Source organism: Citrobacter sp. Igbk 17 (genome assembly GCF_028069775.1).
GTDB lineage: Bacteria > Pseudomonadota > Gammaproteobacteria > Enterobacterales > Enterobacteriaceae > Citrobacter.
Genome location: NZ_JANEWI010000009.1, coordinates 1 through 21,958 on the forward strand (window position 1 = coordinate 1; position 21,958 = coordinate 21,958).

Here is a 21,958-nt window from a genome sequence, read left to right on the forward strand (position 1 = left end):
AATTTGTATTAAATAATGATTACAGGACTTGCTAAACAAAAAACTGTGAGCTACCCAGCAATAGTGACTCTTTATCTGTCCATAATTTTGTCCCGCCGACTGGTTAAAAGATCGTGTAGATTTAAATAAATATCCTATCATTTGTAGTAACGGCAATTACTCATTGAAAAACATATCGTTAACATGGTGTTCACTAGTCGCGCTAGCGATAAACACTATTAACATTAAAATTGAAAATTGATTTAAATCAATGTTTAAAACTTGGTAAACCTCACCAAATGAGGTTAAATTGCTGCAGATCAAATTGGTCTGAAAGTGATAAATTAGCTATAAATTGATCACTATCGAAAAATGCAAATTTACCTCGATAAAAACCTGTTTATTGTAAGGATTTTACGGCGTAATATAATTGCGGGATCAATTTGAGTGTTTTATTAACATGTTTGTAACTTTTCATCATTGTCCTTTCTTCAAATGAGAAGAAAGAGCAGCGGGGGAAGGAAGCAAATAAATTTGTATTGGGGCATGCGTGTGACCCTTTCTAACGGGGTTCACTCTCGGAGTCTTCATGCGATGAGCAAGGAGTCATGATGTTAGATATAGTCGAACTGTCGCGCTTACAGTTTGCCTTGACCGCGATGTACCACTTCCTGTTTGTGCCACTGACGCTCGGTATGGCGTTCTTGTTGGCCATCATGGAAACGGTCTACGTCCTTTCCGGCAAACAGATTTATAAAGATATGACCAAGTTCTGGGGCAAGTTGTTTGGTATCAACTTCGCTCTGGGTGTGGCAACCGGTCTGACCATGGAGTTCCAGTTCGGGACTAACTGGTCTTACTATTCCCACTATGTAGGGGATATTTTCGGTGCGCCGCTGGCGATTGAAGGTTTGATGGCCTTCTTCCTCGAATCCACCTTTGTAGGTCTGTTCTTCTTCGGCTGGGACCGTTTGGGTAAAGTCCAGCATATGTGTGTCACCTGGCTGGTGGCGCTGGGTTCTAACCTGTCCGCACTGTGGATTCTGGTTGCGAACGGCTGGATGCAAAACCCAATCGCTGCGGATTTCAACTTTGAAACCATGCGTATGGAGATGCTGAGCTTCTCTGAACTGGTGCTCAACCCGGTTGCTCAGGTGAAATTTGTTCACACTGTGGCTTCTGGTTATGTTTGTGGCGCGATGTTCGTTCTGGGTATCAGCTCCTACTATATGCTGCGCGGCCGTGACTTCGCGTTTGCTAAACGTTCTTTTGCTATCGCTGCCAGCTTTGGTATGGCTGCCATTCTGTCTGTTATCGTTCTGGGTGATGAATCTGGTTACGAAATGGGCGACGTGCAGAAAACCAAACTTGCTGCTATTGAAGCCGAGTGGGAAACCCAACCTGCACCGGCATCCTTTACGCTGTTCGGTATTCCGGACCAGGATGCGCAGGAAAACCATTTTGCGATTCAAATTCCTTATGCGTTGGGCATCATCGCTACCCGCTCTGTTGATACACCGGTCATTGGTCTGAAAGATCTGATGGTGCAGCACGAAGAGCGTATCCGTAACGGGATGAAAGCGTATCAGCTGCTGGAAGAACTGCGCGCAGGCTCTACCGATCAGGCTGTTCGCGACCAGTTCAACAGCATGAAGAAAGATCTGGGATATGGTCTGCTGCTGAAACGTTATACAGATAAAGTGACTGATGCGACTGAAGCGCAAATCCAGCAAGCCACGAAAGACTCTATCCCTCGTGTTGCGCCGCTGTACTTCGCATTCCGTATTATGGTGGCGTGCGGCATCCTGATGCTGGCTATCATTGCTGTGTCCTTCTGGACCGTGATTCGTAATCGTATCGGCGAGAAAAAATGGCTGCTGCGCACAGCGCTGTATGCGATTCCGCTGCCGTGGATTGCCATTGAATCTGGCTGGTTTGTCGCAGAATATGGCCGTCAACCGTGGGCGATAGGTGAAGTGTTACCGACAGCCGTGGCGAACTCTTCGCTGACTGCGGGTGATCTCATCTTCTCGATGCTGTTGATTTGCGGCCTGTATACCCTGTTCCTGGTGGCTGAACTGTACCTGATGTTCAAGTTCGCACGCCTTGGGCCGAGTAGCCTGAAAACCGGTCGTTATCACTACGAGCAGTCTACTGTGACTACTCAGCCGGCACGCTAAGACAGGAGTCGTCAAATGATCGATTATGAAGTATTGCGTTTTATCTGGTGGCTGCTGGTTGGCATTCTGCTGATTGGTTTTGCGGTCACTGATGGCTTCGACATGGGGGTGGGCATGCTCACCCGTTTCCTCGGTCGTAATGATACCGAGCGTCGAATTATGATTAACTCCATCGCCCCGCACTGGGACGGTAACCAGGTATGGCTTATCACCGCGGGTGGCGCATTGTTCGCTGCATGGCCGATGGTGTACGCTGCTGCGTTCTCCGGTTTCTACGTGGCGATGATCCTGGTACTGGCGTCATTGTTCTTCCGTCCGGTCGGTTTCGATTACCGCTCCAAGATTGAAGATATGCGCTGGCGCAACATGTGGGACTGGGGCATCTTCATTGGTAGCTTCGTTCCGCCGCTGGTTATCGGCGTTGCGTTTGGCAACCTGCTGCAAGGTGTTCCGTTCCACATGGATGAGTACATGCGTTTGTACTACACCGGTAACTTCTTCCAGTTGCTGAATCCGTTTGGTCTGCTGGCAGGGATTGTGAGCGTAGGGATGATCATCACTCAGGGCGCAACCTATCTGCAGATGCGTACCGTAGGTGAACTACACCTGCGTGCACGTACCACCTCACAGGTTGCGGCGCTGGTGACTCTGGTTTGCTTCGCACTGGCCGGTGTTTGGGTTATTTACGGGATTGATGGTTATGTGGTGACTTCCGCACTGGATCACCACGCGGCCTCTAACCCGATGACCAAAGAAGTGGTGCGTGAAGCGGGCGCCTGGATGGTGAACTTTAATAATGCACCTATCCTGTGGCTGGTTCCGGCGTTGGGCGTGGTTCTGCCGCTGCTGACCATTCTGACTTCTCGTATGGAGAAAGGGGCCTGGGCGTTCATCTTCTCCTCACTGACGTTAGCCTGCATCATCCTGACTGCCGGTATCGCAATGTTCCCGTTTGTGATGCCGTCCAGCACCATGATGAACGCAAGTCTGACCATGTGGGATGCCACCTCCAGCCAGAGAACATTGAACCTAATGACCTGGGTTGCGGCGGTGTTTGTACCGATTATTCTGCTCTACACCAGCTGGTGTTACTGGAAGATGTTCGGTCGCATCACTAAAGAAGATATTGAAAGCAACACCCACTCTCTGTACTAAGTAAGGAGCTAAAAATGTGGTATTTCGCATGGATTTTGGGAACGCTTCTTGCCTGTGCATTTGGGATAATCACAGCACTGGCGCTTGAGCACGTTGAATCAGGCAAAGCCGGACAAGAAGAAAGTTGATGACCAACATTATCGCGATGGTATACAACGCGATGGATAAGCGCCCCTTGCGGGCGCTTTCCTTTGTGCTGGCAATCGTGTTGGCTGGTTGCATATTCTGGGATCCGTCACGTTTCGCGGCCAAAACCAGTGAGCTTGAGATCTGGCATGGCTTCCTGCTGATGTGGGCGGTCTGCACTGGCATCATTCATGGCGTTGGATTTCGTCCTCGTGCGGTGCACTGGCAGGGCATCTTCTGCCCGCTTATCGCAGATATCGTCCTCGTTGTTGGTCTTATTTTCTTCTTCTTTTGAATAAGAAACATCCTTAAATATTTATGGGCTTGCATAAGCCCATAATTTTTTACTCTCCGTTTACTTTCCCCCATTCCAAAGCATCATTCCCGCGCGTATAGTAGCGAAGTTTGAAAGCACTACCGGGATGTACAGTGAAGACAGCGCGATATACAACGACATTCTTGATGCATCGCGGCGGCAAGAACGCGAGTCACCAGGCGTTTACAAAGATAAGCGACTGGTGTGAGTGGACGAAGCCAACAAAGAGGCAGTAAGAATGAATAAGTATATATTTCGATGGCCGGTTCGTGTCTATTATGAAGACACCGATGCCGGTGGGGTGGTTTACCACGCCAGCTATGTTGCTTTTTATGAGCGAGCACGCACAGAGATGCTGCGTCATCATCACTTCAGTCAGCAGGTGCTGTTGGCAGAACGTGTAGCCTTTGTGGTGCGCAAGATGACCCTGGAATATTTTGCGCCAGCCCGGCTCGACGATATGCTCGAAGTCCAAACCGAAATTACGTCAATGCGTGGCACCTCATTGGTTTTCACGCAACGCATTGTCAACGCAGAGAACGTCGTGCTGAATGAAGCCGAAGTTCTGATTGTTTGCGTTGATCCACTCAAAATGAAGCCTCGTGCGCTTCCCAAGTCTATTGTCGCGGAGTTTAAGCAGTGACTGACATGAATATCCTTGATTTGTTCCTGAAGGCAAGCCTTCTGGTTAAACTTATCATGTTGATTTTGATTGGTTTCTCAATCGCATCCTGGGCCATTATTATCCAGCGGACCCGTATTTTGAATGCCGCCTCACGTGAAGCAGAAGCGTTTGAAGATAAGTTTTGGTCTGGTATCGAATTATCGCGTTTGTACCAGGAAAGCCAGGGGCGCCGGGATAATCTGGCCGGTTCGGAACAAATTTTCTACAGTGGATTCAAAGAATTTGCGCGCCTGCATCGGGCAAATAGCCACGCGCCGGAAGCGGTTGTTGAGGGGGCATCCCGTGCGATGCGTATCTCTATGAACCGCGAACTGGAAACGCTGGAAACGCATATTCCGTTCCTGGGAACCGTCGGCTCCATCAGCCCATACATTGGTCTGTTCGGTACCGTTTGGGGGATCATGCACGCATTTATCGCGCTGGGCGCGGTAAAACAGGCAACCCTACAAATGGTTGCACCGGGTATCGCGGAAGCGTTGATTGCAACAGCCATTGGCCTGTTTGCGGCAATCCCGGCGGTTATGGCTTACAACCGACTGAATCAGCGCGTGAACAAGCTGGAACTGAATTACGACAACTTTATGGAAGAGTTCACCGCGATTCTGCACCGCCAGGCGTTTACCGTTAGCGAGAGCAACAAGGGGTAAACCATGGCCAGAACGCGTGGACGAGGTCGTCGCGAACTCAAGTCCGAAATCAATATTGTACCGTTGCTCGACGTACTGCTGGTCCTGCTGCTGATCTTTATGGCAACAGCGCCAATCATTACACAGAGCGTGGAAGTCGACCTGCCGGATGCGACTGAGTCGCAAGCCGTCAGTAGCAACGACGAACCTCCGGTCATTATTGAAGTTTCCGGTGTTGGACAATACAGCGTGGTGGTTGAAAAAGACAGGATGGATCAACTACCACCAGAGCAGGTTATTGCGGAAGCGAAGAGCCGCCTGCAGGCCAACCCGAAAACGGTCTTTTTAATCGGTGGTGCGAAAGACGTGCCTTATGATGAAATAATTAAAGCGCTGAACTTGTTACACAGTGCAGGCGTGAAATCGGTTGGCTTAATGACGCAGCCAATCTGATGTCTGCGTATTCCTGGCTTGAAAGATAGCGCGTAACAGGCGAACAGTTTTTTGGGAACCGAGAGTGTCAAAGGCAACCGAACAAAACGACAAGCTCAAAAGGGCGATAATTATTTCAGCGGTGCTGCATGTCATTTTATTTGCGGCACTGATCTGGAGTTCGTTCGATGAGCACATTGATGCTTCAGCCGGCGGTGGTGGTGGCTCGTCCATCGACGCCGTTATGGTCGATCCTGGTGCTGTTGTTCAACAGTACGACAGGCAGCAGCAACAGCAGGCAAGTGCGAAACGTGCAGAAGAACAGCGTGAGAAACAGGCGCAGCAGCAGGCCGAGGAGCTTCGTGAGAAGCAGGCGGCAGAGCAAGAGCGTCTGAAACAGCTGGAGAAAGAACGTTTAGCGGCGCAGGAAAAAGTGCGCGAGCAGGCGGAACAGCAGAAACAGGCTGAAGCCGCTGCGGCGAAAGCACAGGAGCAACAGAAGCAGGCTGAAGAAGCTGCGGCGAAGGCTGCAGCAGACGCGAAAGCCAAAGCAGATGCTCAGGCGAAACAAGCGGCAGATGCTGCGAAGAAAGCCGCTGCTGATGCCCAGAAAAAAGCTGAAGCTGAAGCTGCAAAAGCGGCTGCCGATGCTAAGAAGGTTGCTGAGGCGCAGGCTGCCAAGGCCGCCGCAGACGCCGCGAAGAAAGCGCAGGCTGAAGCCGCTAAACAAGCTGCGGCTGAAAAAGCTGCCGCTGAGAAAGCCGCTGCTGCTGCCGAAAAAGCGGCTGCCGCGAAAGCTGCCGCTGCTGAAAAAGCGGCTGCAGAGAAGAAAGCCGCCGCCGAAAAAGCCGCTGCAGATAAGAAAGCTGCCGCTGAAAAAGCTGCAGCCGATAAGAAAGCCGCAGCCGATAAAGCCGCCGCTGCGAAAAAAGCGGCCGCTGAAAAAGCTGCTGCCGCTTCGGGTGTTGACGACTTATTAGGTGACTTAAGCTCCGGTAAGAATGCGCCGAAATCAGGCGGTGGGGCGAAAGGAAACAATGCTTCCCCGGCGGGGAGTGGTAATACTAAAAATAATGGCGCATCAGGCGCGGACATCAGCAATTACGCCGGGCAGATTAAATCTGCTATTGAAAGTAAGTTCTATGACGCATCGTCCTATGCAGGCAAAACCTGTACGCTGCGGATAAAACTGGCTTCTGATGGCATGTTGCTGGATATTCAGTCTGAAGGTGGCGATCCCGCACTGTGTCAGGCAGCGCTTGCCGCAGCCCGACAGGCGAAGATTCCAAAACCACCAAGCCAGGCGGTATACGAAGTGTTTAAAAACGCACCTCTGGACTTTAAACCGTAAGCCAGGTTTCCCCGTTACGGCGGGGAAAACAATCTTCGGGAGTCGCTGAGTTCTGGTAGTTTTGTGTATTTGAGTTTGTTAACATTCTGCTAAATTATCGTGGGCGTTCCGTCCAGATAAGGGAGATATGATGAAGCAGGCATTACGAGTAGCATTTGGTTTTCTGATGCTGTGGGCAGCAGTGCTGCATGCAGAAGTACGTATCGAGATCACCCAAGGGGTAGACTCGGCACGCCCGATTGGTGTTGTCCCGTTCCAGTGGGCAGGGCCGGGCGCTGCACCTGAAGATATCGGTGGTATCGTAGGTGCTGACCTGCGTAACAGCGGTAAATTTAACCCACTAGACAGATCTCGTCTGCCTCAGCAGCCGGGGACTGCAGCTGAAGTTCAGCCTGCTGCATGGTCCGCTCTGGGTATTGATGCCGTCGTGGTAGGCCAGGTTACGCCAAACCCGGATGGTTCCTATAGCGTTGCATATCAACTGGTTGATACCGGTGGCGCACCAGGTACCGTACTGGCACAGAACACCTATAAAGTGAACAAGCAGTGGCTGCGTTATGCGGGGCATACTGCAAGTGACGAAGTATTTGAAAAACTGACCGGTATTAAGGGCGCATTCCGTACCCGTATCGCGTATGTTGTTCAGACGAACGGTGGTCAGTTCCCGTACGAATTACGTGTGTCTGACTACGATGGTTACAACCAGTTTGTCGTTCACCGCTCTCCGCAGCCGTTGATGTCTCCGGCGTGGTCTCCGGACGGTTCTAAACTGGCCTACGTTACCTTCGAAAGCGGTCGTTCAGCGCTGGTTATTCAGACGTTGTCCAACGGCGCAGTGCGTCAGGTTGCTTCGTTCCCGCGTCACAACGGTGCACCTGCGTTTTCTCCGGATGGCAGCAAACTGGCGTTTGCCCTGTCTAAAACCGGTAGCCTGAACCTGTACGTTATGGACATCGGTTCCGGTCAGATCCGTCAGGTCACTGATGGTCGTAGCAACAACACGGAACCTACCTGGTTCCCGGACAGCCAAAACCTGGCCTTTACGTCTGACCAGGCCGGTCGTCCGCAGGTGTATAAAGTTAACGTCAACGGCGGTGCTCCGCAGCGTATTACCTGGGAAGGTTCGCAAAACCAGGATGCTGATGTCAGCAGCGACGGTAAGTTTATGGTAATGGTAAGCTCGGCGAATGGTCAGCAGCACATTGCCAAACAAGATCTGGTAGCGGGTGGCGTACAAGTTCTGTCGTCAACGTTCCTGGACGAAACGCCAAGTCTGGCACCTAACGGCACTATGGTAATCTACAGCTCTTCTCAGGGGATGGGATCCGTGCTGAATTTGGTTTCTACAGATGGGCGTTTCAAAGCGCGTCTTCCGGCAACTGATGGACAGGTTAAATTCCCTGCCTGGTCGCCGTATCTGTGATAATAAATAATTGATTAATAAAGGAATCATTGAAATGCAACTGAACAAAGTGCTGAAAGGGCTGATGATTGCTCTGCCTGTTATGGCTATTGCGGCATGTTCTTCTAACAAGAACGCCAGCAATGACGGCAGCGAAGGCATGCTGGGTGCCGGCACTGGTATGGATGCAAACGGTAGCGGCAACATGTCCTCCGAAGAGCAAGCGCGTCTGCAGATGCAACAACTGCAGCAGAACAACATCGTTTACTTCGATCTGGATAAGTACGATATCCGTTCTGACTTCGCTGCAATGCTGGATGCGCACGCTAACTTCCTGCGTAGCAACCCGTCTTACAAAGTCACCGTAGAAGGTCATGCGGACGAACGTGGTACTCCTGAGTACAACATCTCCCTGGGTGAACGTCGTGCTAACGCCGTTAAGATGTACCTGCAGGGTAAAGGCGTTTCTGCGGACCAGATCTCCATCGTTTCTTACGGTAAAGAAAAACCTGCAGTACTGGGTCATGACGAAGCGGCTTACGCCAAAAACCGTCGCGCCGTACTGGTTTACTAAGAGAATTGCATGAGCAGTAACTTCAGACATCACCTGTTGAGTCTGTCGTTACTGGTTGGCATAGCGGCCCCCTGGGCCGCTTTTGCTCAGGCGCCAATCAGTAGTGTCGGCTCTGGCTCGGTCGAAGACCGCGTCACTCAACTCGAGCGTATTTCTAACGCTCACAGTCAGCTTTTAACCCAACTCCAGCAACAACTCTCCGATAATCAGTCCGATATTGATGCCCTGCGTGGTCAAATTCAGGAAAGTCAGTACCAGCTGAATCAAGTTGTTGAACGCCAAAAACAGATATTGCTGCAGATGAATAATCTCGGCAGCGGTAGCGCGCCTGCGGCGCAATCTGCGGCTGGTGATCAGAGTGGGGCGGCAACCCCAGCACCCGATGCGGGTGCTGCAGCCTCGTCAGGCGCTCCGGCGCAAACTGGCGATGCGAATACTGATTACAATGCGGCAATCGCTCTGGTACAGGATAAATCCCGTCAGGATGATGCGATCGTTGCATTTCAGAACTTCATCAAAAAGTACCCGGATTCTACTTACCTGCCAAATGCGAATTACTGGCTCGGTCAGTTGAATTACAACAAGGGTAAAAAAGATGATGCAGCGTTCTATTTTGCATCCGTAGTTAAAAACTTCCCAAAATCACCGAAGGCTGCAGACGCGATGTATAAAGTCGGCGTCATCATGCAGGACAAAGGTGACACAGCAAAAGCGAAAGCCGTTTATCAGCAGGTTATCACTAAATACCCTGGTACTGATGGCGCGAAACAAGCGCAAAAACGTCTTGGCGCGATGTAATGCACACCATGCGACCAGAAATCGTGTTATTTCTGGTCGCGTCGTGTGATTCCTAAGCAGTTGAGTAATTTACATCGAAATTTTTGTTGCGCTAAAATCTGAAATCAGTAATATATGCCGCCGTTGCCAAGGGATATCAAACAAACCAAAAGCAGCGCAAAAGTGGGTCGTTAGCTCAGTTGGTAGAGCAGTTGACTTTTAATCAATTGGTCGCAGGTTCGAATCCTGCACGACCCACCACTTAATGCAGTATCCAGCGCAGTAACGGGTGATTAGCTCAGCTGGGAGAGCACCTCCCTTACAAGGAGGGGGTCGGCGGTTCGATCCCGTCATCACCCACCACTCGGGGCGTTAGCTCAGTTGGTAGAGCAGTTGACTTTTAATCAATTGGTCGCAGGTTCGAATCCTGCACGCCCCACCAATTCTTATATTGGTGTCGAGTAAAAAATTTTTCAGGCGACATCCGAGCGGGTCGTTAGCTCAGTTGGTAGAGCAGTTGACTTTTAATCAATTGGTCGCAGGTTCGAATCCTGCACGACCCACCATCCTGAATAATTGAAGCAGTAAACCCCATATGGGGGCGTTAGCTCAGTTGGTAGAGCAGTTGACTTTTAATCAATTGGTCGCAGGTTCGAATCCTGCACGCCCCACCAGTGTAAAAAGGCGCCCTAAAGGCGCCTTTTTGCTATGCACAGAATTAACGATTCGAACCTGCAGCAGGTTCGGGTCTCACGTAGTGAGACAACGGAGCCGTTTACGGCGACGGCCCGGAGGGCGAGCGAAGCGAGTCATCCTGCACGCCCCACCAGTGTAAAAGAGGGCGCTGGCGGCGCCTTTTTGCTATCTGCGATTTATAAGATTCGAATCTGCTTGCCTGATGCGCTTCGCTTATCAGGCCTACTGACGACACGACTCATGTAGGCCGGATAAGACGCCAGTCGCCATCCGGCATTCATCACTCGCAATTCTTGTGACTTTTCGACACCAATCCGCTATCTTGTTTAGCATACAAAACAATTCTAACCGAATATAGCGTATGTCACGCTTCTACTCGGTTATTTCGTTAAGCCAGTAAAACGAGAAAGCAAGATGAGCGTGATGTTTGATCCTGAAGCAGCAATCTACCCGTTTCCGCCAAAACCTGCGCCGTTGAGTGTGGATGAAAAGCAATTTTATCGAGAGAAAATTAAACGTCTGCTGAAAGAGCGTGATGCCGTCATGGTTGCGCACTATTACACCGATCCTGAAATACAGCAGTTGGCCGAAGAAACCGGAGGCTGTATCTCTGACTCGCTGGAGATGGCGCGGTTCGGATCAAAACATCCTGCCTCTACGTTGCTGGTTGCGGGAGTCCGGTTTATGGGCGAAACAGCCAAAATTCTGAGCCCGGAAAAAACCATACTGATGCCAACCTTACAGGCTGAATGCTCACTAGATCTGGGGTGCCCGATTGAGTCGTTTAGCGCATTTTGCGATGCGCATCCGGATCGCACTGTCGTGGTTTACGCCAACACTTCAGCCGCCGTTAAAGCACGTGCGGACTGGGTCGTGACGTCCAGTATTGCCGTCGAACTGATTGAACACCTTGATAGCTTGGGGGAAAAAATCATTTGGGCCCCTGACAAGCACTTGGGCAACTACGTACAAAAACAGACCGGGGCGGATGTTCTCTGCTGGCAGGGTGCCTGTATCGTTCATGATGAATTTAAAACCCAGGCATTAACACGCATGAAAGGGCTGTATCCTGACGCTGCCGTACTTGTGCACCCTGAATCTCCCCAGTCTATCGTTGATATGGCTGATGCGGTGGGATCAACCAGCCAGCTAATCAGCGCCGCTAAATCGTTACCGCACAAGCAACTGATTGTGGCGACCGATCGGGGTATTTTTTACAAAATGCAGCAAGCTGTTCCGGATAAAGAGCTGCTTGAAGCCCCGACAGCGGGTGAAGGTGCAACGTGTCGTAGCTGTGCGCACTGTCCGTGGATGGCAATGAACGGCCTTAAAGCGATTGCTGAGGGACTTGAGCAGGGTGGTGTGGCTCATGAGATACATGTTGATGCCGCGCTGCGAGAAGGCGCATTGCTGCCGTTAAACCGCATGCTGGAATTTGCGGCTACACTACGAGCTTAATTACGGCGTTTCGCTCTGGGGGAAAAGATGGATTTTTTTAGCACGCAGAACATTCTGGTACATATTCCAATCGGTGCAGGCGGGTACGATCTGTCGTGGATTGAAGCGGTGGGGACTATCGCCGGGTTACTGTGTATTGGCCTCGCCAGTATGGAGAAAATCAGTAATTACTTCTTTGGTCTGATAAACGTCACGCTGTTTGCGATTATCTTCTTTCAGATCCAACTTTACGCCAGCTTGTTGCTGCAGGTGTTCTTTTTTGCCGCCAATATCTATGGCTGGTACGCCTGGTCCCGGCAAACCAGCCAGCATGAGGCTGAACTTAAAATTCGCTGGCTGCCGTTGCCAAAAGCGTTGGGCTGGCTGGCGGCTTGTGTGGTGGCAATTGGTCTGATGACAGTGTACATCGACCCGGTGTTTGCGTTTCTCACCCGTATTGCGGTGACTATCATGCAAGGACTGGGATTACAGGTTGCATTACCTGAATTGCAACCGGATGCGTTCCCGTTTTGGGATTCCTGCATGATGGTGCTATCGATTGTGGCGATGATCCTGATGACGCGCAAATACGTCGAGAACTGGCTATTGTGGGTGCTCATTAACATCATCAGCGTCGTGATCTTTGCCCTGCAAGGGGTGTATGCCATGTCGCTGGAATACATGATTCTGACTGTGATCGCGTTGAACGGCAGCAGGATGTGGATTAACAGCGCGCGCGAACGGGGTTCACGCGCGTTTTCCCATTAGTGATGGTGATGTGAATGGCCGGACAGTCCCTCATACAGGTGACAGTCCGGCCCATTGCACGGCTGATATTCCATCTGAATCGTCGCGTGTTCAATCTGATAGTGATGAATAAGAAAGTGCTGAATGCGTTCCAGCAACGCATCGTGATCGTGCGGCGGGACGACCTGAACATGCAGTGTCATGACCGGTTTTTCACCCACCATCCAGACGTGAACATGGTGTACATTGCGAACTTCGGGGATATCCCGGCTGAGATGTCGCTGTAGAGCGGCGATATCCAGCGCATGGGGCGCGCCCTCGAGTAATTCATTCACACTGTCTTTCAGTAAGCGCCAGGCGCTACGCAACACCAGAACAGAAACCAGAATAGAGAGAATAGGGTCTGCAGGGGTCCAGCCCGTCCAGATAATGATCAGTGCCGCAATGATCGCGCCGACCGAGCCCAGCAAATCGCCCATCACATGCAGCGCTGCGGCACGAACGTTGAGGTTTTTCTCTTCGCTGCCGCGATGTAAAACCCAGAAGGCAAGGACGTTAGCCAGTAAACCCGCAACGGCGATGACCATCATCATCCCGCCGGCGACCGGACGGGGCGTATGGAAGCGCTCAATCGCTTCCCAGACGATTAAAATCGTGATCACCACCAACGCAATAGCGTTCACAAATGCGGCCAGCGTCGTGAGCCTCAGCCAGCCGAAAGTGTGTCGGATGGTCGGCGGTCGACGGGCAAATTGAACGGCCAGCAGAGCAAAAAGCAGCGCTGCGGCATCAGTGAGCATATGTCCGGCATCCGCCAGCAGCGCCAGCGAGCCTGAAAGTATCCCTCCTACTACTTCGACCAGCATGAACCCCGCTGTAATGCAGAAGGCGAACAGCAGTCGACGGGCATTATTATCTTTTGGCTGGTCGGGGGAAGTATGAGTATGTGAGTGCGCCATTGTGCCATCCCTTTGTTATTCTCATCTTTACTGTATGACATCATACCGTTTTTGGGGGGATAAAATTAAAAAGGAGAGCTTCTATTCTCCCTTTATCAGCCACGTAAATAGTGGGCGTTGCCTTACCGTACAGTGGGTAAAGATCCACGATGTGTATCGATAGTCAGCACAGAATTTTGAAAATAATAATAAAAGCCGCAATTACAGTTGGGATTTGCGGTCTGGATATCACTATTCGCTACATTCTTGCGTTTTTTGCTTAATCCCGGGATAACACGGTTCGTACTGTAAAACCCCGTTTACACTTTATGACTGAAGATATAGATTGGGGGGATTGCATTCATTTATATAAGTATGGCTACGCTGGAATAATCATGAATTATCAGAACGACGATTTACGCATTAAAGAGATCAACGAGTTATTACCCCCGGTTGCACTGCTGGAAAAATTCCCCGCTACTGAAAATGCCGCAAATACGGTTGCGCATGCCCGTAAGGCGATTCATAAAATTCTGAAAGGGAATGACGATCGCCTGTTGGTTGTTATTGGACCGTGCTCAATTCATGATCCGGCTGCCGCTAAAGAGTATGCCGCACGTCTTCTGGCGCTGCGCGAAGAGCTGAAAGGCGAGCTTGAAATCGTCATGCGCGTTTACTTTGAAAAACCGCGTACCACTGTCGGCTGGAAAGGGCTTATCAACGATCCACATATGGACAACAGCTTCCAGATCAACGATGGCCTGCGCATCGCACGTAAATTGCTGCTGGATATCAACGACAGCGGATTGCCGGCTGCGGGTGAGTTTCTGGATATGATCACCCCGCAATATCTTGCGGATCTGATGAGCTGGGGCGCAATTGGCGCGCGTACCACTGAGTCTCAGGTGCACCGTGAGCTGGCGTCTGGTCTTTCCTGTCCGGTTGGTTTTAAAAACGGTACCGATGGCACCATCAAAGTTGCCATTGATGCCATTAACGCCGCAGGCGCACCACACTGCTTCCTGTCCGTGACCAAATGGGGTCACTCCGCCATTGTGAATACCAGTGGTAACGGCGATTGTCATATCATTCTGCGTGGTGGCAAAGAGCCGAACTACAGCGCCCAGCACGTCGCAGACGTAAAAGAAGGTCTGGTCAAAGCGGGTCTGTCTCCGCAGGTGATGATCGACTTTAGCCATGCCAACTCCAGCAAGCAGTTCAAAAAGCAGATGGATGTAGCCAGCGATGTTTGTGGACAGGTTGCCGGCGGCGAGAAAGCCATTATTGGTGTGATGATCGAAAGCCATCTGGTCGAAGGTAATCAGAACCCGGATAGCGGTGAACCGCTGACTTACGGTAAGAGCATCACTGATGCCTGCATTGGTTGGGAAGATACCGATGCGGTACTGCGCCAACTGGCGGATGCGGTTAAAGCGCGTCGCGGGTAAAAAACTTATCCGGGCTACGCTCGGTAGGCCGGATAAGGCAACGCAGCCATCCGGCAATAAAAAAAGCGTGGAGCATTCCACGCTTTTTTCGTTTGAACCGGGATGAAAATTACTTCGCTTTACCCTGGTTGGCTACCGCTGCGGCTTTTGCTGCGATCTCGTCAGCGTTACCCAGATAGTAATGTTTGATCGGCTTGAAATTTTCGTCGAACTCATACACCAGCGGTACACCCGTCGGGATGTTCAGTTCAAGAATTTCATCTTCACCCATATTATCCAGGTATTTCACCAGCGCACGCAGGGAGTTACCGTGAGCGGCAATAATGACGCGCTCACCGCTTTTCATGCGCGGCAGAATGGTTTCATTCCAGTAAGGGATAACGCGATCGATAGTCAGCGCCAGGCTTTCGGTGACCGGAAGTTCTTTGTCCGTCAGTTTGGCATAACGCGGATCGTGACCCGGATAGCGCTCGTCATCTTTAGTCAGTTCCGGCGGGGTTACCGCAAAACCACGACGCCATTGCTTAACCTGCTCGTCACCATATTTCTCAGCGGTTTCGGCTTTGTTCAGCCCCTGTAGCGCACCGTAATGACGTTCGTTCAGTTTCCAGGATTTCTCAACGGGCAGCCAGGCCTGATCCAGTTCGTCCAGGACATTCCACAGGGTGTGGATGGCACGTTTCAGCACAGAGGTATAAGCAAAATCGAAGCTGTAGCCTTCCTCTTTCAGCAGTTTACCTGCCGCCTTTGCTTCGCCCACGCCTTTCTCAGACAGGTCAACATCATACCAACCGGTAAAACGGTTTTCGTTGTTCCACTGACTTTCACCGTGACGTACCAGAACCAGCTTAGTTACAGCCATACACTCACTCCTATGAATCATATTGAATGATAATAATTATCATTATATTGCCGTAATGCACCAGCGGCAATGCTTACGCATAACCATAGCGAAAATAGCGGCGCAGTGTAAGGTTCTTGTGAACTCAAGGTTGCGATTTTGTCTTTGAGTGGTGTGGTTTTGAGCGGATCCCGAGAGGGAATAAATGACGAGCCGGGTATCAGCTCGTCACGGTAAACTGTCAGGCAGGAATAAACCGGTATTCGGTCAGGCTGGTGTACTCTTCACCCGGTCGCAGAAAGCAATCTGGTTGCGGCCATTCTGGATGATTTGGGCTGTCAGGCAGAAATTCACTTTCCAGCGCCAGTCCTTGCCAGTCGGCATAGACTTCAGGTCCACGGGAGGGCGTGCCGCCGAGGAAGTTACCGGAATAGAACTGCAATGCCGGGGCAGAGGTGTATACCTCCATTTGCAGTTTTTCATCCTGGGACCAAACTATAGCGACCGGTTTGCGGGCATCGCCTTGCGCCTGCAACAAGAAAGCGTGGTCGTAACCTTTCACCTTGCGCTGATCGTCATCGGCCAGAAATTCGCTGTCGATGCGTTTAGGTGCCCGGAAATCGAACGAGGTGCCAGCCACGGGTTTCAGTCCGTCATGCGGGATACCCATTTCATCAACCGGCAGGTACGTATCGGCCAGAATCTGCAACGTATGCTGACGGATATCCGTTTTGTCGCCGTCAAGATTGAAATAAACGTGATTCGTCAAATTTACCGGGCAGGGCTTATCCACCGTCGCACGGTAGGTAATCGAAATACGGTTATCATCGGTCAGGCGATATTGCGCGGTGGCGCAGAGGTGACCCGGAAAACCCTGGTCGCCATCGTCAGAGGTTAAGGCAAACAGCACCTGACGATCATTTTGATCCACTATCTGCCAGCGGCGTTTATCGAAACCGTCCGGCCCACCATGCAACTGGTTGTCACCCTGGCTTGGCAGTAACGCAACGGTTTCACCGGCATAGGTATAACGGCTGTCTGCGATACGGTTAGCATAGCGGCCGATGGATGCGCCTAAAAATGCGGCCTGTTGTGGGTATTGCTCCGGGCTGGCGCAGCCGAGTAATGCTTCTCGCACGCTACCATCGCTAAGCGGGATACGGGCAGAAAGCAGCGTCGCGCCCCAGTCCATCAGCGTGACTACCATCCCCGCGTCATTACGCAGGGTGAGCAGGCGAAACGGTTGGCCGTCGGGCGCCATTACGGGAATTTCGTTTAGCACTGTCCGGCTCCTTGTGAAGGTTTGCAGACGTAAAAGGTTTCCTTGATACCGGTTTTCGCTTCGTATTGTTCAGCGACAGCCTGCTGTACGGCAGGAACCAAATCTTGTGGGATCAACGCCACGATGCAGCCGCCGAAGCCGCCACCGGTCATACGTACACCGCCTTTATCGCCGATAGTTGCTTTAACAATCTCGACCAGCGTATCAATTTGTGGCACGGTGATTTCGAAGTCATCGCGCATTGAAACGTGAGATTCAGCCATCAGCTGGCCCATACGTTGCAGATCGCCTTTCTCCAGAGCCGCTGCGGCTTCAACCGTGCGGGCATTTTCTGTGATCACATGGCGAACACGTTTGGCAACGATGGGATCCAGTTCATGTGCGACCGCGTTAAAGGCCTCAAGGCTGACATCACGCAGCGCGGGTTGTTGGAAGAAGCGCGCACCAGTTTCACACTGTTCGCGACGGGTGTTGTACTCACTGCCAACCAGTGTACGTTTAAAGTTGCTGTTGATGATCACTACCGCCACACCTTCCGGCATGGAAACAGCTTTGGTGCCCAGCGTACGGCAGTCGATCAGTAGCGCATGGTCTTTCTTGCCCAGTGCAGAGATGAGTTGGTCCATAATGCCGCAGTTGCAGCCGACAAACTGGTTTTCCGCTTCCTGGCCATTCAGGGCAATCTGTGCGCCGTCGAGTGGCATGTGATAAAGCTGTTGGAACACAGTACCTACGGCCACTTCCAGCGAGGCAGAAGAGCTTAAGCCCGCACCTTGCGGCACATTGCCGCTGATCACCAGATCCGCGCCGCCAAAGGCGTTATTGCGCTTTTGTAGATGCTTCACGACGCCGCGCACGTAGTTTGACCACTGCTGGGTTTCGTGGGCGATAATCGGCGCATCAAGAGAGAATTCATCTGTCTGATTGTCGTAATCCGCCGCAATCACACGAACGGTGTGATCATCGCGGGGGGCACAACTGATAACCGTTTGATAGTCGATGGCGCACGGCAGGACGAAGCCGTCATTATAATCAGTGTGTTCGCCGATCAGGTTTACACGACCGGGTGCCTGAATAGCATGGGTGGCAGGGTAGCCAAACGATTCAGCAAACAGAGATTGTGTTTTTTCTTTCAGACTCATTATTTAAACTCCGGATTCGCGAAAATGGGTGTCGCTGACCGCACGCAGACGGTCTGCCGCTTGTTCTGCTGTCAGATCGCGTTGGGTCTCCGCCAGCATTTCGTAACCAACCATAAACTTACGTACGGTCGCGGAACGCAGCAGCGGTGGATAAAAGTGTGCGTGCAACTGCCAGTGGTCATTCTCTTCGCCGTTAAACGGTGCGCCGTGCCAGCCCATAGAGTAGGGGAAAGAGCACTGGAACAGGTTGTCATAACGACTGGTCAGTTTTTTCAACGCCAGCGCCAGGTCAGTTCGCTGTTCGTCGGTCAAATCGGTAATTCGCAGGACATGTGCTTTTGGCAGCAGCAGTGTTTCGAATGGCCATGCCGCCCAATAGGGCACTACTGCCAGCCAGTGTTCGGTTTCTACTACCGTACGGCTGCCGTCTGCCTGTTCACGCCGGACATAATCTAGCAGCATTGGCGTGCCCTGCTCGGCAAAGTACGCTTTTTGCAGACGGTCTTCACGTTCGGCTTCGTTGGGCAGGAAACTGTTGGCCCAAATCTGTCCGTGCGGGTGCGGGTTTGAACATCCCATTGCCGCACCTTTGTTTTCAAATACCTGCACCCAGGGATAGGTTTTCCCTAAATCTGCGGTTTGTTCCTGCCACGTTTTCACGATTTCGGTCAGCGCGGGTACGCTGAGCTCTGGCAGTGTTTTGCTGTGATCGGGCGAGAAGCAGATCACGCGGCTGGTACCGCGTGCGCTCTGGCAACGCATTAATGGATCATGGCTGTCGGGAGCATCCGGGGTATCAGACATCAGCGCGGCAAAATCGTTGGTAAAAACGTAGGTTCCCGTGTAATCGGGGTTTTTATCGCCGGTAACGCGTGTATTGCCTGCACACAGGAAGCAGTCCGGATCATGCGCGGGCAGAACCTGTTTAGATGGCGTTTCCTGCGCCCCTTGCCAGGGACGTTTTGCACGATGCGGCGAAACGAGGATCCACTGCCCGGTGAGCGGGTTAAATCGGCGGTGTGGATGATCGACAGGGTTGAATTGCGTCATGACGTGTCCTTAATCCGAATATCCCTGTGGATGGCGTGATTGCCAGTGCCAGGTATCTTGTGCCATTTCATCCAGTGTACGCGTCACGCGCCAGTTAAGTTCGCGGTCTGCTTTGCTGGCATCAGCCCAGTAGGCAGGCAGATCGCCGTCGCGGCGCGGAGCAAAATGATAGTTCACTGGTTTACCGCAGGCTTTGCTGAAGGCGTTTACCACATCCAGTACGCTGCTACCAACGCCAGCGCCAAGGTTGTAAATATGTACCCCTTGCTTGCCTGCCAGTTTTTCCATGGCGACAACGTGACCGTCGGCAAGATCCATCACGTGGATGTAATCGCGAACGCCGGTACCGTCTACGGTCGGGTAGTCATTACCAAATATGGCCAGAGACTCACGGCGGCCCACGGCAACCTGCGCGATGTAAGGCATCAGATTGTTAGGAATGCCTTGCGGGTCTTCGCCCATGTCCCCTGACGGGTGTGCGCCAACCGGATTGAAATAGCGTAGCAACGCAATGCTCCACTCAGGTTGTGCTTTTTGCAGATCGGTCAGGATCTGCTCGACCATCAGCTTACTTTTTCCGTATGGACTTTGTGGTGTGCCGGTCGGGAAGCTTTCAACGTAAGGAATTTGCGGCTGATCGCCATAGACTGTGGCGGAGGAGCTGAATATGAAGTTTTTCACGTTGGCGGCGCGCATCGCATTGACCAGACGCAGAGTGCCGTTGACGTTGTTGTCATAGTACTCCAGCGGCTTAGCAACGGATTCGCCGACGGCCTTCAGACCAGCAAAGTGGATGACCGTATCGATGGCATGATCGTGCAGGATTTCGGTGATCAGCGCTTCGTTACGGATATCACCTTCGACGAAGGTCGGATGTTTTCCACCTAAACGCTCAATAACGGGCAGTACGCTGCGCTTACTGTTGCAGAGGTTATCAAGGATCACGACGTCGTGGCCATTCTTAAGCAACTGCACACAAGTGTGGCTCCCAATGTAACCGCTACCACCTGTAACCAATACTCTCATAATTCGCTCCGTTATGCCTATATCATGTAATGAAGATAGCATAACAAAGTTGTGAAAAGTGTGACATGGAATAAATTAGTGGAATCGTTTACACATGCAAATTCTTAACACCTGAGCTGCATTTTTTGATTTTAAATCATTATGTTATTTAATGATTGCAGATTTTATCTGAAAAATCTGGCCTAAAAAAGGGCGCATTAACGCGCCCAGGTATGAAAACTAACGCAGGGATGATTGCCGATAGGTGTAGATATCGTTTTCTGGTACGAACTCCAGTCGGTGGGTAATGCAGGCGGGTGCATCTTCAGCATGGTGAGAAACAAACAGCAATTGGGTTTCGCCTTCACCGATCAGAACATCAACGAAGCGGCGGATCAACTGGCGGTTTAGCGGGTCCAGACCTTGCAAGGGTTCATCAAGGATCAATAGCGTAGGGTGTTTCACTAACGCGCGGACGATCAGCGCCAGGCGCTGCTGCCCCCAGGAAAGGCTGTGGAAAGGGGCGTCAGCAGTGCGCTTATCCATTCCCAGAATATCCAGCCACTGTTGCACCAGCTTGTGTTGTCTGTCTGATACGGCCTGATAAATACCGATTGAATCGAAGTAGCCTGAGAGAATGACGTTACGCACCGTGGTGCTCACTCGGTAATCCAGATGCAGGCTGCTGCTGACGTAGCCAATGTGCTTTTTAATATCCCAGATAGTTTCGCCGCTACCCCGACGACGGCCAAACAGCGTCAAATCATTGCTATAGCCCTGCGGATGATCGCCGGTAATTAAACTGAGTAGCGTTGATTTTCCCGCCCCGTTGGGACCGACAATCTGCCAGTGTTCCCCTGGGTTTACCCGCCAGCTCAGATGATGAAGAATAGGGCGATCGTTATAGGAAACGACCCCGTCGTTGAGCATAATCCGCGGTTCGTTCTCAGACAATATGCGGCGTACGGAAGGTTCATCCGGTTCGGGGAGGGTAATACCATCAAGCCGTTCACTATGCGCAAGTTGGGCGATTAACGCTTGTTGCAGAAGACCCGTTTTTTCACCGGTTTCTGTCAATGTGCAATCGGCGAGTACGCCAGCATATTGCACAAAATCGGGGATCTCATCAAAGCGGTTTAGCACCAGCACTAACGTAAAACCGGCCTGATGTAACGCTGCGAGCAGCTCTGCCAACTGGTGACGTGAAGCCACATCCAGCCCGTCAAACGGTTCATCAAGGATCAGTAAATCGGGTTCAGACATCAGTGCCTGACAGAGCAGAGTTTTCCGCGTTTCGCCAGTGGAAAGATATTTGAAACGTCTGCTGAGCAGTGAGGTAATACCAAACTGCTGCGCCAGGGCGGCACAGCGAGCAGGGTCGCTGACCTCATCCTGAATAATTTCCGCGGTGGTGCGCCCGGTATCGTCTTCACCTGGGCTCAGAAGATCGGTGTTGTTACGCTGCCATTCGTCGCTGACCAGCTTTTGTAGCTGCTCAAAGGAGAGACGGGTTATACGCGTGAACTGGCTGTGGCGTTCGCCTTTTAGTAACGGCAATTCTCCGGCGAGCGCACGCGCCAGTGCGGATTTTCCGCTGCCGTTAGACCCCACAAACGCCCAGCTATCACCTGCGTTTAACGTCAACGAATTCAGCTGAAGCGTTTTGGTATCACTCAGACGAAACGTGCCTTGCGAAATTTGCAACGATGACATTTTGCATCCCATTTTTTGCAGCGATGAATGACAGGGATACGTTGTCCGGGCGGGAA

Annotated in this window: 21 protein-coding genes and 5 tRNA genes; 19 read left to right on the forward strand and 7 right to left on the reverse strand. The window is 51.6% G+C overall.

Annotation, left to right across the window (positions count from 1 at the left end; translation table 11 throughout):
• Positions 1-590: 590 nt before the first annotated feature.
• The 18 genes from cydA (at position 591) to pnuC (ending at position 12,504) form a co-directional block, all read left to right on the forward strand.
• Positions 591-2,159: a cytochrome ubiquinol oxidase subunit I gene (cydA, locus tag NNO08_RS07385; protein WP_137381347.1), complete on the forward strand. Its 1,569-nt coding sequence runs from the start codon at positions 591-593 to the stop codon at positions 2,157-2,159.
• A 15-nt stretch (positions 2,160-2,174) separates the two neighbouring features.
• Positions 2,175-3,314 (forward strand): cytochrome d ubiquinol oxidase subunit II, encoded by a 1,140-nt coding sequence (gene cydB, locus NNO08_RS07390; protein ID WP_271441224.1) that lies wholly within the window; start codon positions 2,175-2,177, stop codon positions 3,312-3,314.
• 14 nt (positions 3,315-3,328) lie between these two features.
• On the forward strand, positions 3,329-3,442 hold the full coding sequence (cydX, locus tag NNO08_RS07395; protein WP_061381940.1) for a cytochrome bd-I oxidase subunit CydX: 114 nt from the start codon (positions 3,329-3,331) through the stop codon (positions 3,440-3,442).
• Complete coding sequence (ybgE, locus tag NNO08_RS07400; protein WP_149335058.1) at positions 3,442-3,735, forward strand: cyd operon protein YbgE; 294 nt, start codon at positions 3,442-3,444, stop codon at positions 3,733-3,735. Before cydX ends, ybgE begins: the two co-directional genes overlap by 1 nt.
• 259 nt (positions 3,736-3,994) lie before the next feature.
• A complete protein-coding gene (gene ybgC / locus NNO08_RS07405; protein WP_005125439.1) occupies positions 3,995-4,399 on the forward strand; it encodes a tol-pal system-associated acyl-CoA thioesterase in 405 nt (134 codons plus the stop codon).
• Complete coding sequence (gene tolQ / locus NNO08_RS07410) at positions 4,396-5,088, forward strand: Tol-Pal system protein TolQ (protein WP_003022976.1); 693 nt, start codon at positions 4,396-4,398, stop codon at positions 5,086-5,088. The genes ybgC and tolQ overlap by 4 nt, the downstream gene beginning before the upstream one ends.
• Positions 5,089-5,091: 3 nt before the next feature.
• Positions 5,092-5,520 (forward strand): colicin uptake protein TolR, encoded by a 429-nt coding sequence (tolR, locus tag NNO08_RS07415; RefSeq protein ID WP_137381327.1) that lies wholly within the window; start codon positions 5,092-5,094, stop codon positions 5,518-5,520.
• Between the two features lie 64 nt (positions 5,521-5,584).
• Positions 5,585-6,850 (forward strand): cell envelope integrity protein TolA, encoded by a 1,266-nt coding sequence (tolA, locus tag NNO08_RS07420; protein WP_271456461.1) that lies wholly within the window; start codon positions 5,585-5,587, stop codon positions 6,848-6,850.
• Between the two features lie 130 nt (positions 6,851-6,980).
• Positions 6,981-8,273 carry a Tol-Pal system beta propeller repeat protein TolB gene (gene tolB / locus NNO08_RS07425; protein ID WP_038638949.1) on the forward strand — a complete coding sequence of 431 codons (1,293 nt, stop codon included), beginning with the start codon at positions 6,981-6,983 and terminating at the stop codon, positions 8,271-8,273.
• Between the two features lie 34 nt (positions 8,274-8,307).
• Positions 8,308-8,826, forward strand: coding sequence for a peptidoglycan-associated lipoprotein Pal (pal, locus tag NNO08_RS07430; RefSeq protein ID WP_003022983.1), 519 nt, complete (start codon positions 8,308-8,310; stop codon positions 8,824-8,826).
• A gap of 9 nt (positions 8,827-8,835) precedes the next feature.
• Positions 8,836-9,624 carry a cell division protein CpoB gene (gene cpoB / locus NNO08_RS07435; protein WP_048212240.1) on the forward strand — a complete coding sequence of 263 codons (789 nt, stop codon included), beginning with the start codon at positions 8,836-8,838 and terminating at the stop codon, positions 9,622-9,624.
• A gap of 164 nt (positions 9,625-9,788) precedes the next feature.
• A tRNA-Lys gene (locus NNO08_RS07440) sits at positions 9,789-9,864 on the forward strand.
• A 26-nt stretch (positions 9,865-9,890) separates the two neighbouring features.
• Positions 9,891-9,966: transfer RNA gene (locus NNO08_RS07445), tRNA-Val, on the forward strand.
• Positions 9,967-9,969: 3 nt separating this feature from the next.
• Positions 9,970-10,045 (forward strand) — tRNA-Lys (locus tag NNO08_RS07450).
• Positions 10,046-10,093: 48 nt separating this feature from the next.
• Positions 10,094-10,169, forward strand: a tRNA-Lys gene (locus tag NNO08_RS07455).
• Positions 10,170-10,201: 32 nt separating this feature from the next.
• Positions 10,202-10,277: transfer RNA gene (locus NNO08_RS07460), tRNA-Lys, on the forward strand.
• Positions 10,278-10,713: 436 nt separating this feature from the next.
• Positions 10,714-11,757: a quinolinate synthase NadA gene (gene nadA / locus NNO08_RS07470; protein ID WP_271441227.1), complete on the forward strand. Its 1,044-nt coding sequence runs from the start codon at positions 10,714-10,716 to the stop codon at positions 11,755-11,757.
• Between the two features lie 27 nt (positions 11,758-11,784).
• A complete protein-coding gene (pnuC, locus tag NNO08_RS07475) occupies positions 11,785-12,504 on the forward strand; it encodes a nicotinamide riboside transporter PnuC (protein WP_271454197.1) in 720 nt (239 codons plus the stop codon).
• Here the strand turns inward: pnuC and zitB are convergent.
• Positions 12,501-13,442, reverse strand: a complete 942-nt coding sequence (gene zitB / locus NNO08_RS07480; protein WP_271441228.1) for a CDF family zinc transporter ZitB — start codon at positions 13,440-13,442, stop codon at positions 12,501-12,503. The two genes, pnuC and zitB, sit on opposite strands and share 4 nt — an antisense overlap.
• 374 nt (positions 13,443-13,816) lie before the next feature.
• Between zitB and aroG the strand changes: the two genes are divergently transcribed.
• Positions 13,817-14,869, forward strand: coding sequence for a 3-deoxy-7-phosphoheptulonate synthase AroG (gene aroG / locus NNO08_RS07485; protein WP_271456462.1), 1,053 nt, complete (start codon positions 13,817-13,819; stop codon positions 14,867-14,869).
• Between the two features lie 109 nt (positions 14,870-14,978).
• On the opposite strand, the gene gpmA is transcribed toward aroG, so the two are convergent.
• From gpmA to modF, 6 genes are all read right to left on the reverse strand, one after another.
• Complete coding sequence (gene gpmA, locus NNO08_RS07490; RefSeq protein WP_003022999.1) at positions 14,979-15,731, reverse strand: 2,3-diphosphoglycerate-dependent phosphoglycerate mutase; 753 nt, start codon at positions 15,729-15,731, stop codon at positions 14,979-14,981.
• 220 nt (positions 15,732-15,951) lie between these two features.
• A complete protein-coding gene (gene galM, locus NNO08_RS07495; protein WP_271441231.1) occupies positions 15,952-16,992 on the reverse strand; it encodes a galactose-1-epimerase in 1,041 nt (346 codons plus the stop codon).
• A complete protein-coding gene (gene galK, locus NNO08_RS07500) occupies positions 16,986-18,134 on the reverse strand; it encodes a galactokinase (RefSeq protein WP_271456463.1) in 1,149 nt (382 codons plus the stop codon). The genes galM and galK overlap by 7 nt, the downstream gene beginning before the upstream one ends.
• A 3-nt stretch (positions 18,135-18,137) precedes the next feature.
• Positions 18,138-19,184 (reverse strand): galactose-1-phosphate uridylyltransferase, encoded by a 1,047-nt coding sequence (gene galT / locus NNO08_RS07505; RefSeq protein WP_271450200.1) that lies wholly within the window; start codon positions 19,182-19,184, stop codon positions 18,138-18,140.
• Positions 19,185-19,193: 9 nt separating this feature from the next.
• Positions 19,194-20,210 carry a UDP-glucose 4-epimerase GalE gene (galE, locus tag NNO08_RS07510; protein WP_271450199.1) on the reverse strand — a complete coding sequence of 339 codons (1,017 nt, stop codon included), beginning with the start codon at positions 20,208-20,210 and terminating at the stop codon, positions 19,194-19,196.
• Positions 20,211-20,429: 219 nt separating this feature from the next.
• Positions 20,430-21,902 carry a molybdate ABC transporter ATP-binding protein ModF gene (gene modF, locus NNO08_RS07515; protein WP_271450198.1) on the reverse strand — a complete coding sequence of 491 codons (1,473 nt, stop codon included), beginning with the start codon at positions 21,900-21,902 and terminating at the stop codon, positions 20,430-20,432.
• Positions 21,903-21,958: the final 56 nt, after the last annotated feature.

Coding starts and splice junctions, on each gene's coding strand:
- galK (WP_271456463.1), bottom strand. CDS start 18,134: ATGAGTCTGAAAGAAAAAACACAATCTCTGTTTGCTGAATCGTTTGGC.
- tolB (WP_038638949.1), top strand. CDS start 6,981: ATGAAGCAGGCATTACGAGTAGCATTTGGTTTTCTGATGCTGTGGGCA.
- cydX (WP_061381940.1), top strand. CDS start 3,329: ATGTGGTATTTCGCATGGATTTTGGGAACGCTTCTTGCCTGTGCATTT.
- ybgE (WP_149335058.1), top strand. CDS start 3,442: ATGACCAACATTATCGCGATGGTATACAACGCGATGGATAAGCGCCCC.
- galT (WP_271450200.1), bottom strand. CDS start 19,184: ATGACGCAATTCAACCCTGTCGATCATCCACACCGCCGATTTAACCCG.
- cpoB (WP_048212240.1), top strand. CDS start 8,836: ATGAGCAGTAACTTCAGACATCACCTGTTGAGTCTGTCGTTACTGGTT.
- gpmA (WP_003022999.1), bottom strand. CDS start 15,731: ATGGCTGTAACTAAGCTGGTTCTGGTACGTCACGGTGAAAGTCAGTGG.
- ybgC (WP_005125439.1), top strand. CDS start 3,995: ATGAATAAGTATATATTTCGATGGCCGGTTCGTGTCTATTATGAAGAC.
- cydB (WP_271441224.1), top strand. CDS start 2,175: ATGATCGATTATGAAGTATTGCGTTTTATCTGGTGGCTGCTGGTTGGC.
- galE (WP_271450199.1), bottom strand. CDS start 20,210: ATGAGAGTATTGGTTACAGGTGGTAGCGGTTACATTGGGAGCCACACT.
- cydA (WP_137381347.1), top strand. CDS start 591: ATGTTAGATATAGTCGAACTGTCGCGCTTACAGTTTGCCTTGACCGCG.
- modF (WP_271450198.1), bottom strand. CDS start 21,902: ATGTCATCGTTGCAAATTTCGCAAGGCACGTTTCGTCTGAGTGATACC.
- nadA (WP_271441227.1), top strand. CDS start 10,714: ATGAGCGTGATGTTTGATCCTGAAGCAGCAATCTACCCGTTTCCGCCA.
- pnuC (WP_271454197.1), top strand. CDS start 11,785: ATGGATTTTTTTAGCACGCAGAACATTCTGGTACATATTCCAATCGGT.
- pal (WP_003022983.1), top strand. CDS start 8,308: ATGCAACTGAACAAAGTGCTGAAAGGGCTGATGATTGCTCTGCCTGTT.
- tolR (WP_137381327.1), top strand. CDS start 5,092: ATGGCCAGAACGCGTGGACGAGGTCGTCGCGAACTCAAGTCCGAAATC.
- zitB (WP_271441228.1), bottom strand. CDS start 13,442: ATGGCGCACTCACATACTCATACTTCCCCCGACCAGCCAAAAGATAAT.
- aroG (WP_271456462.1), top strand. CDS start 13,817: ATGAATTATCAGAACGACGATTTACGCATTAAAGAGATCAACGAGTTA.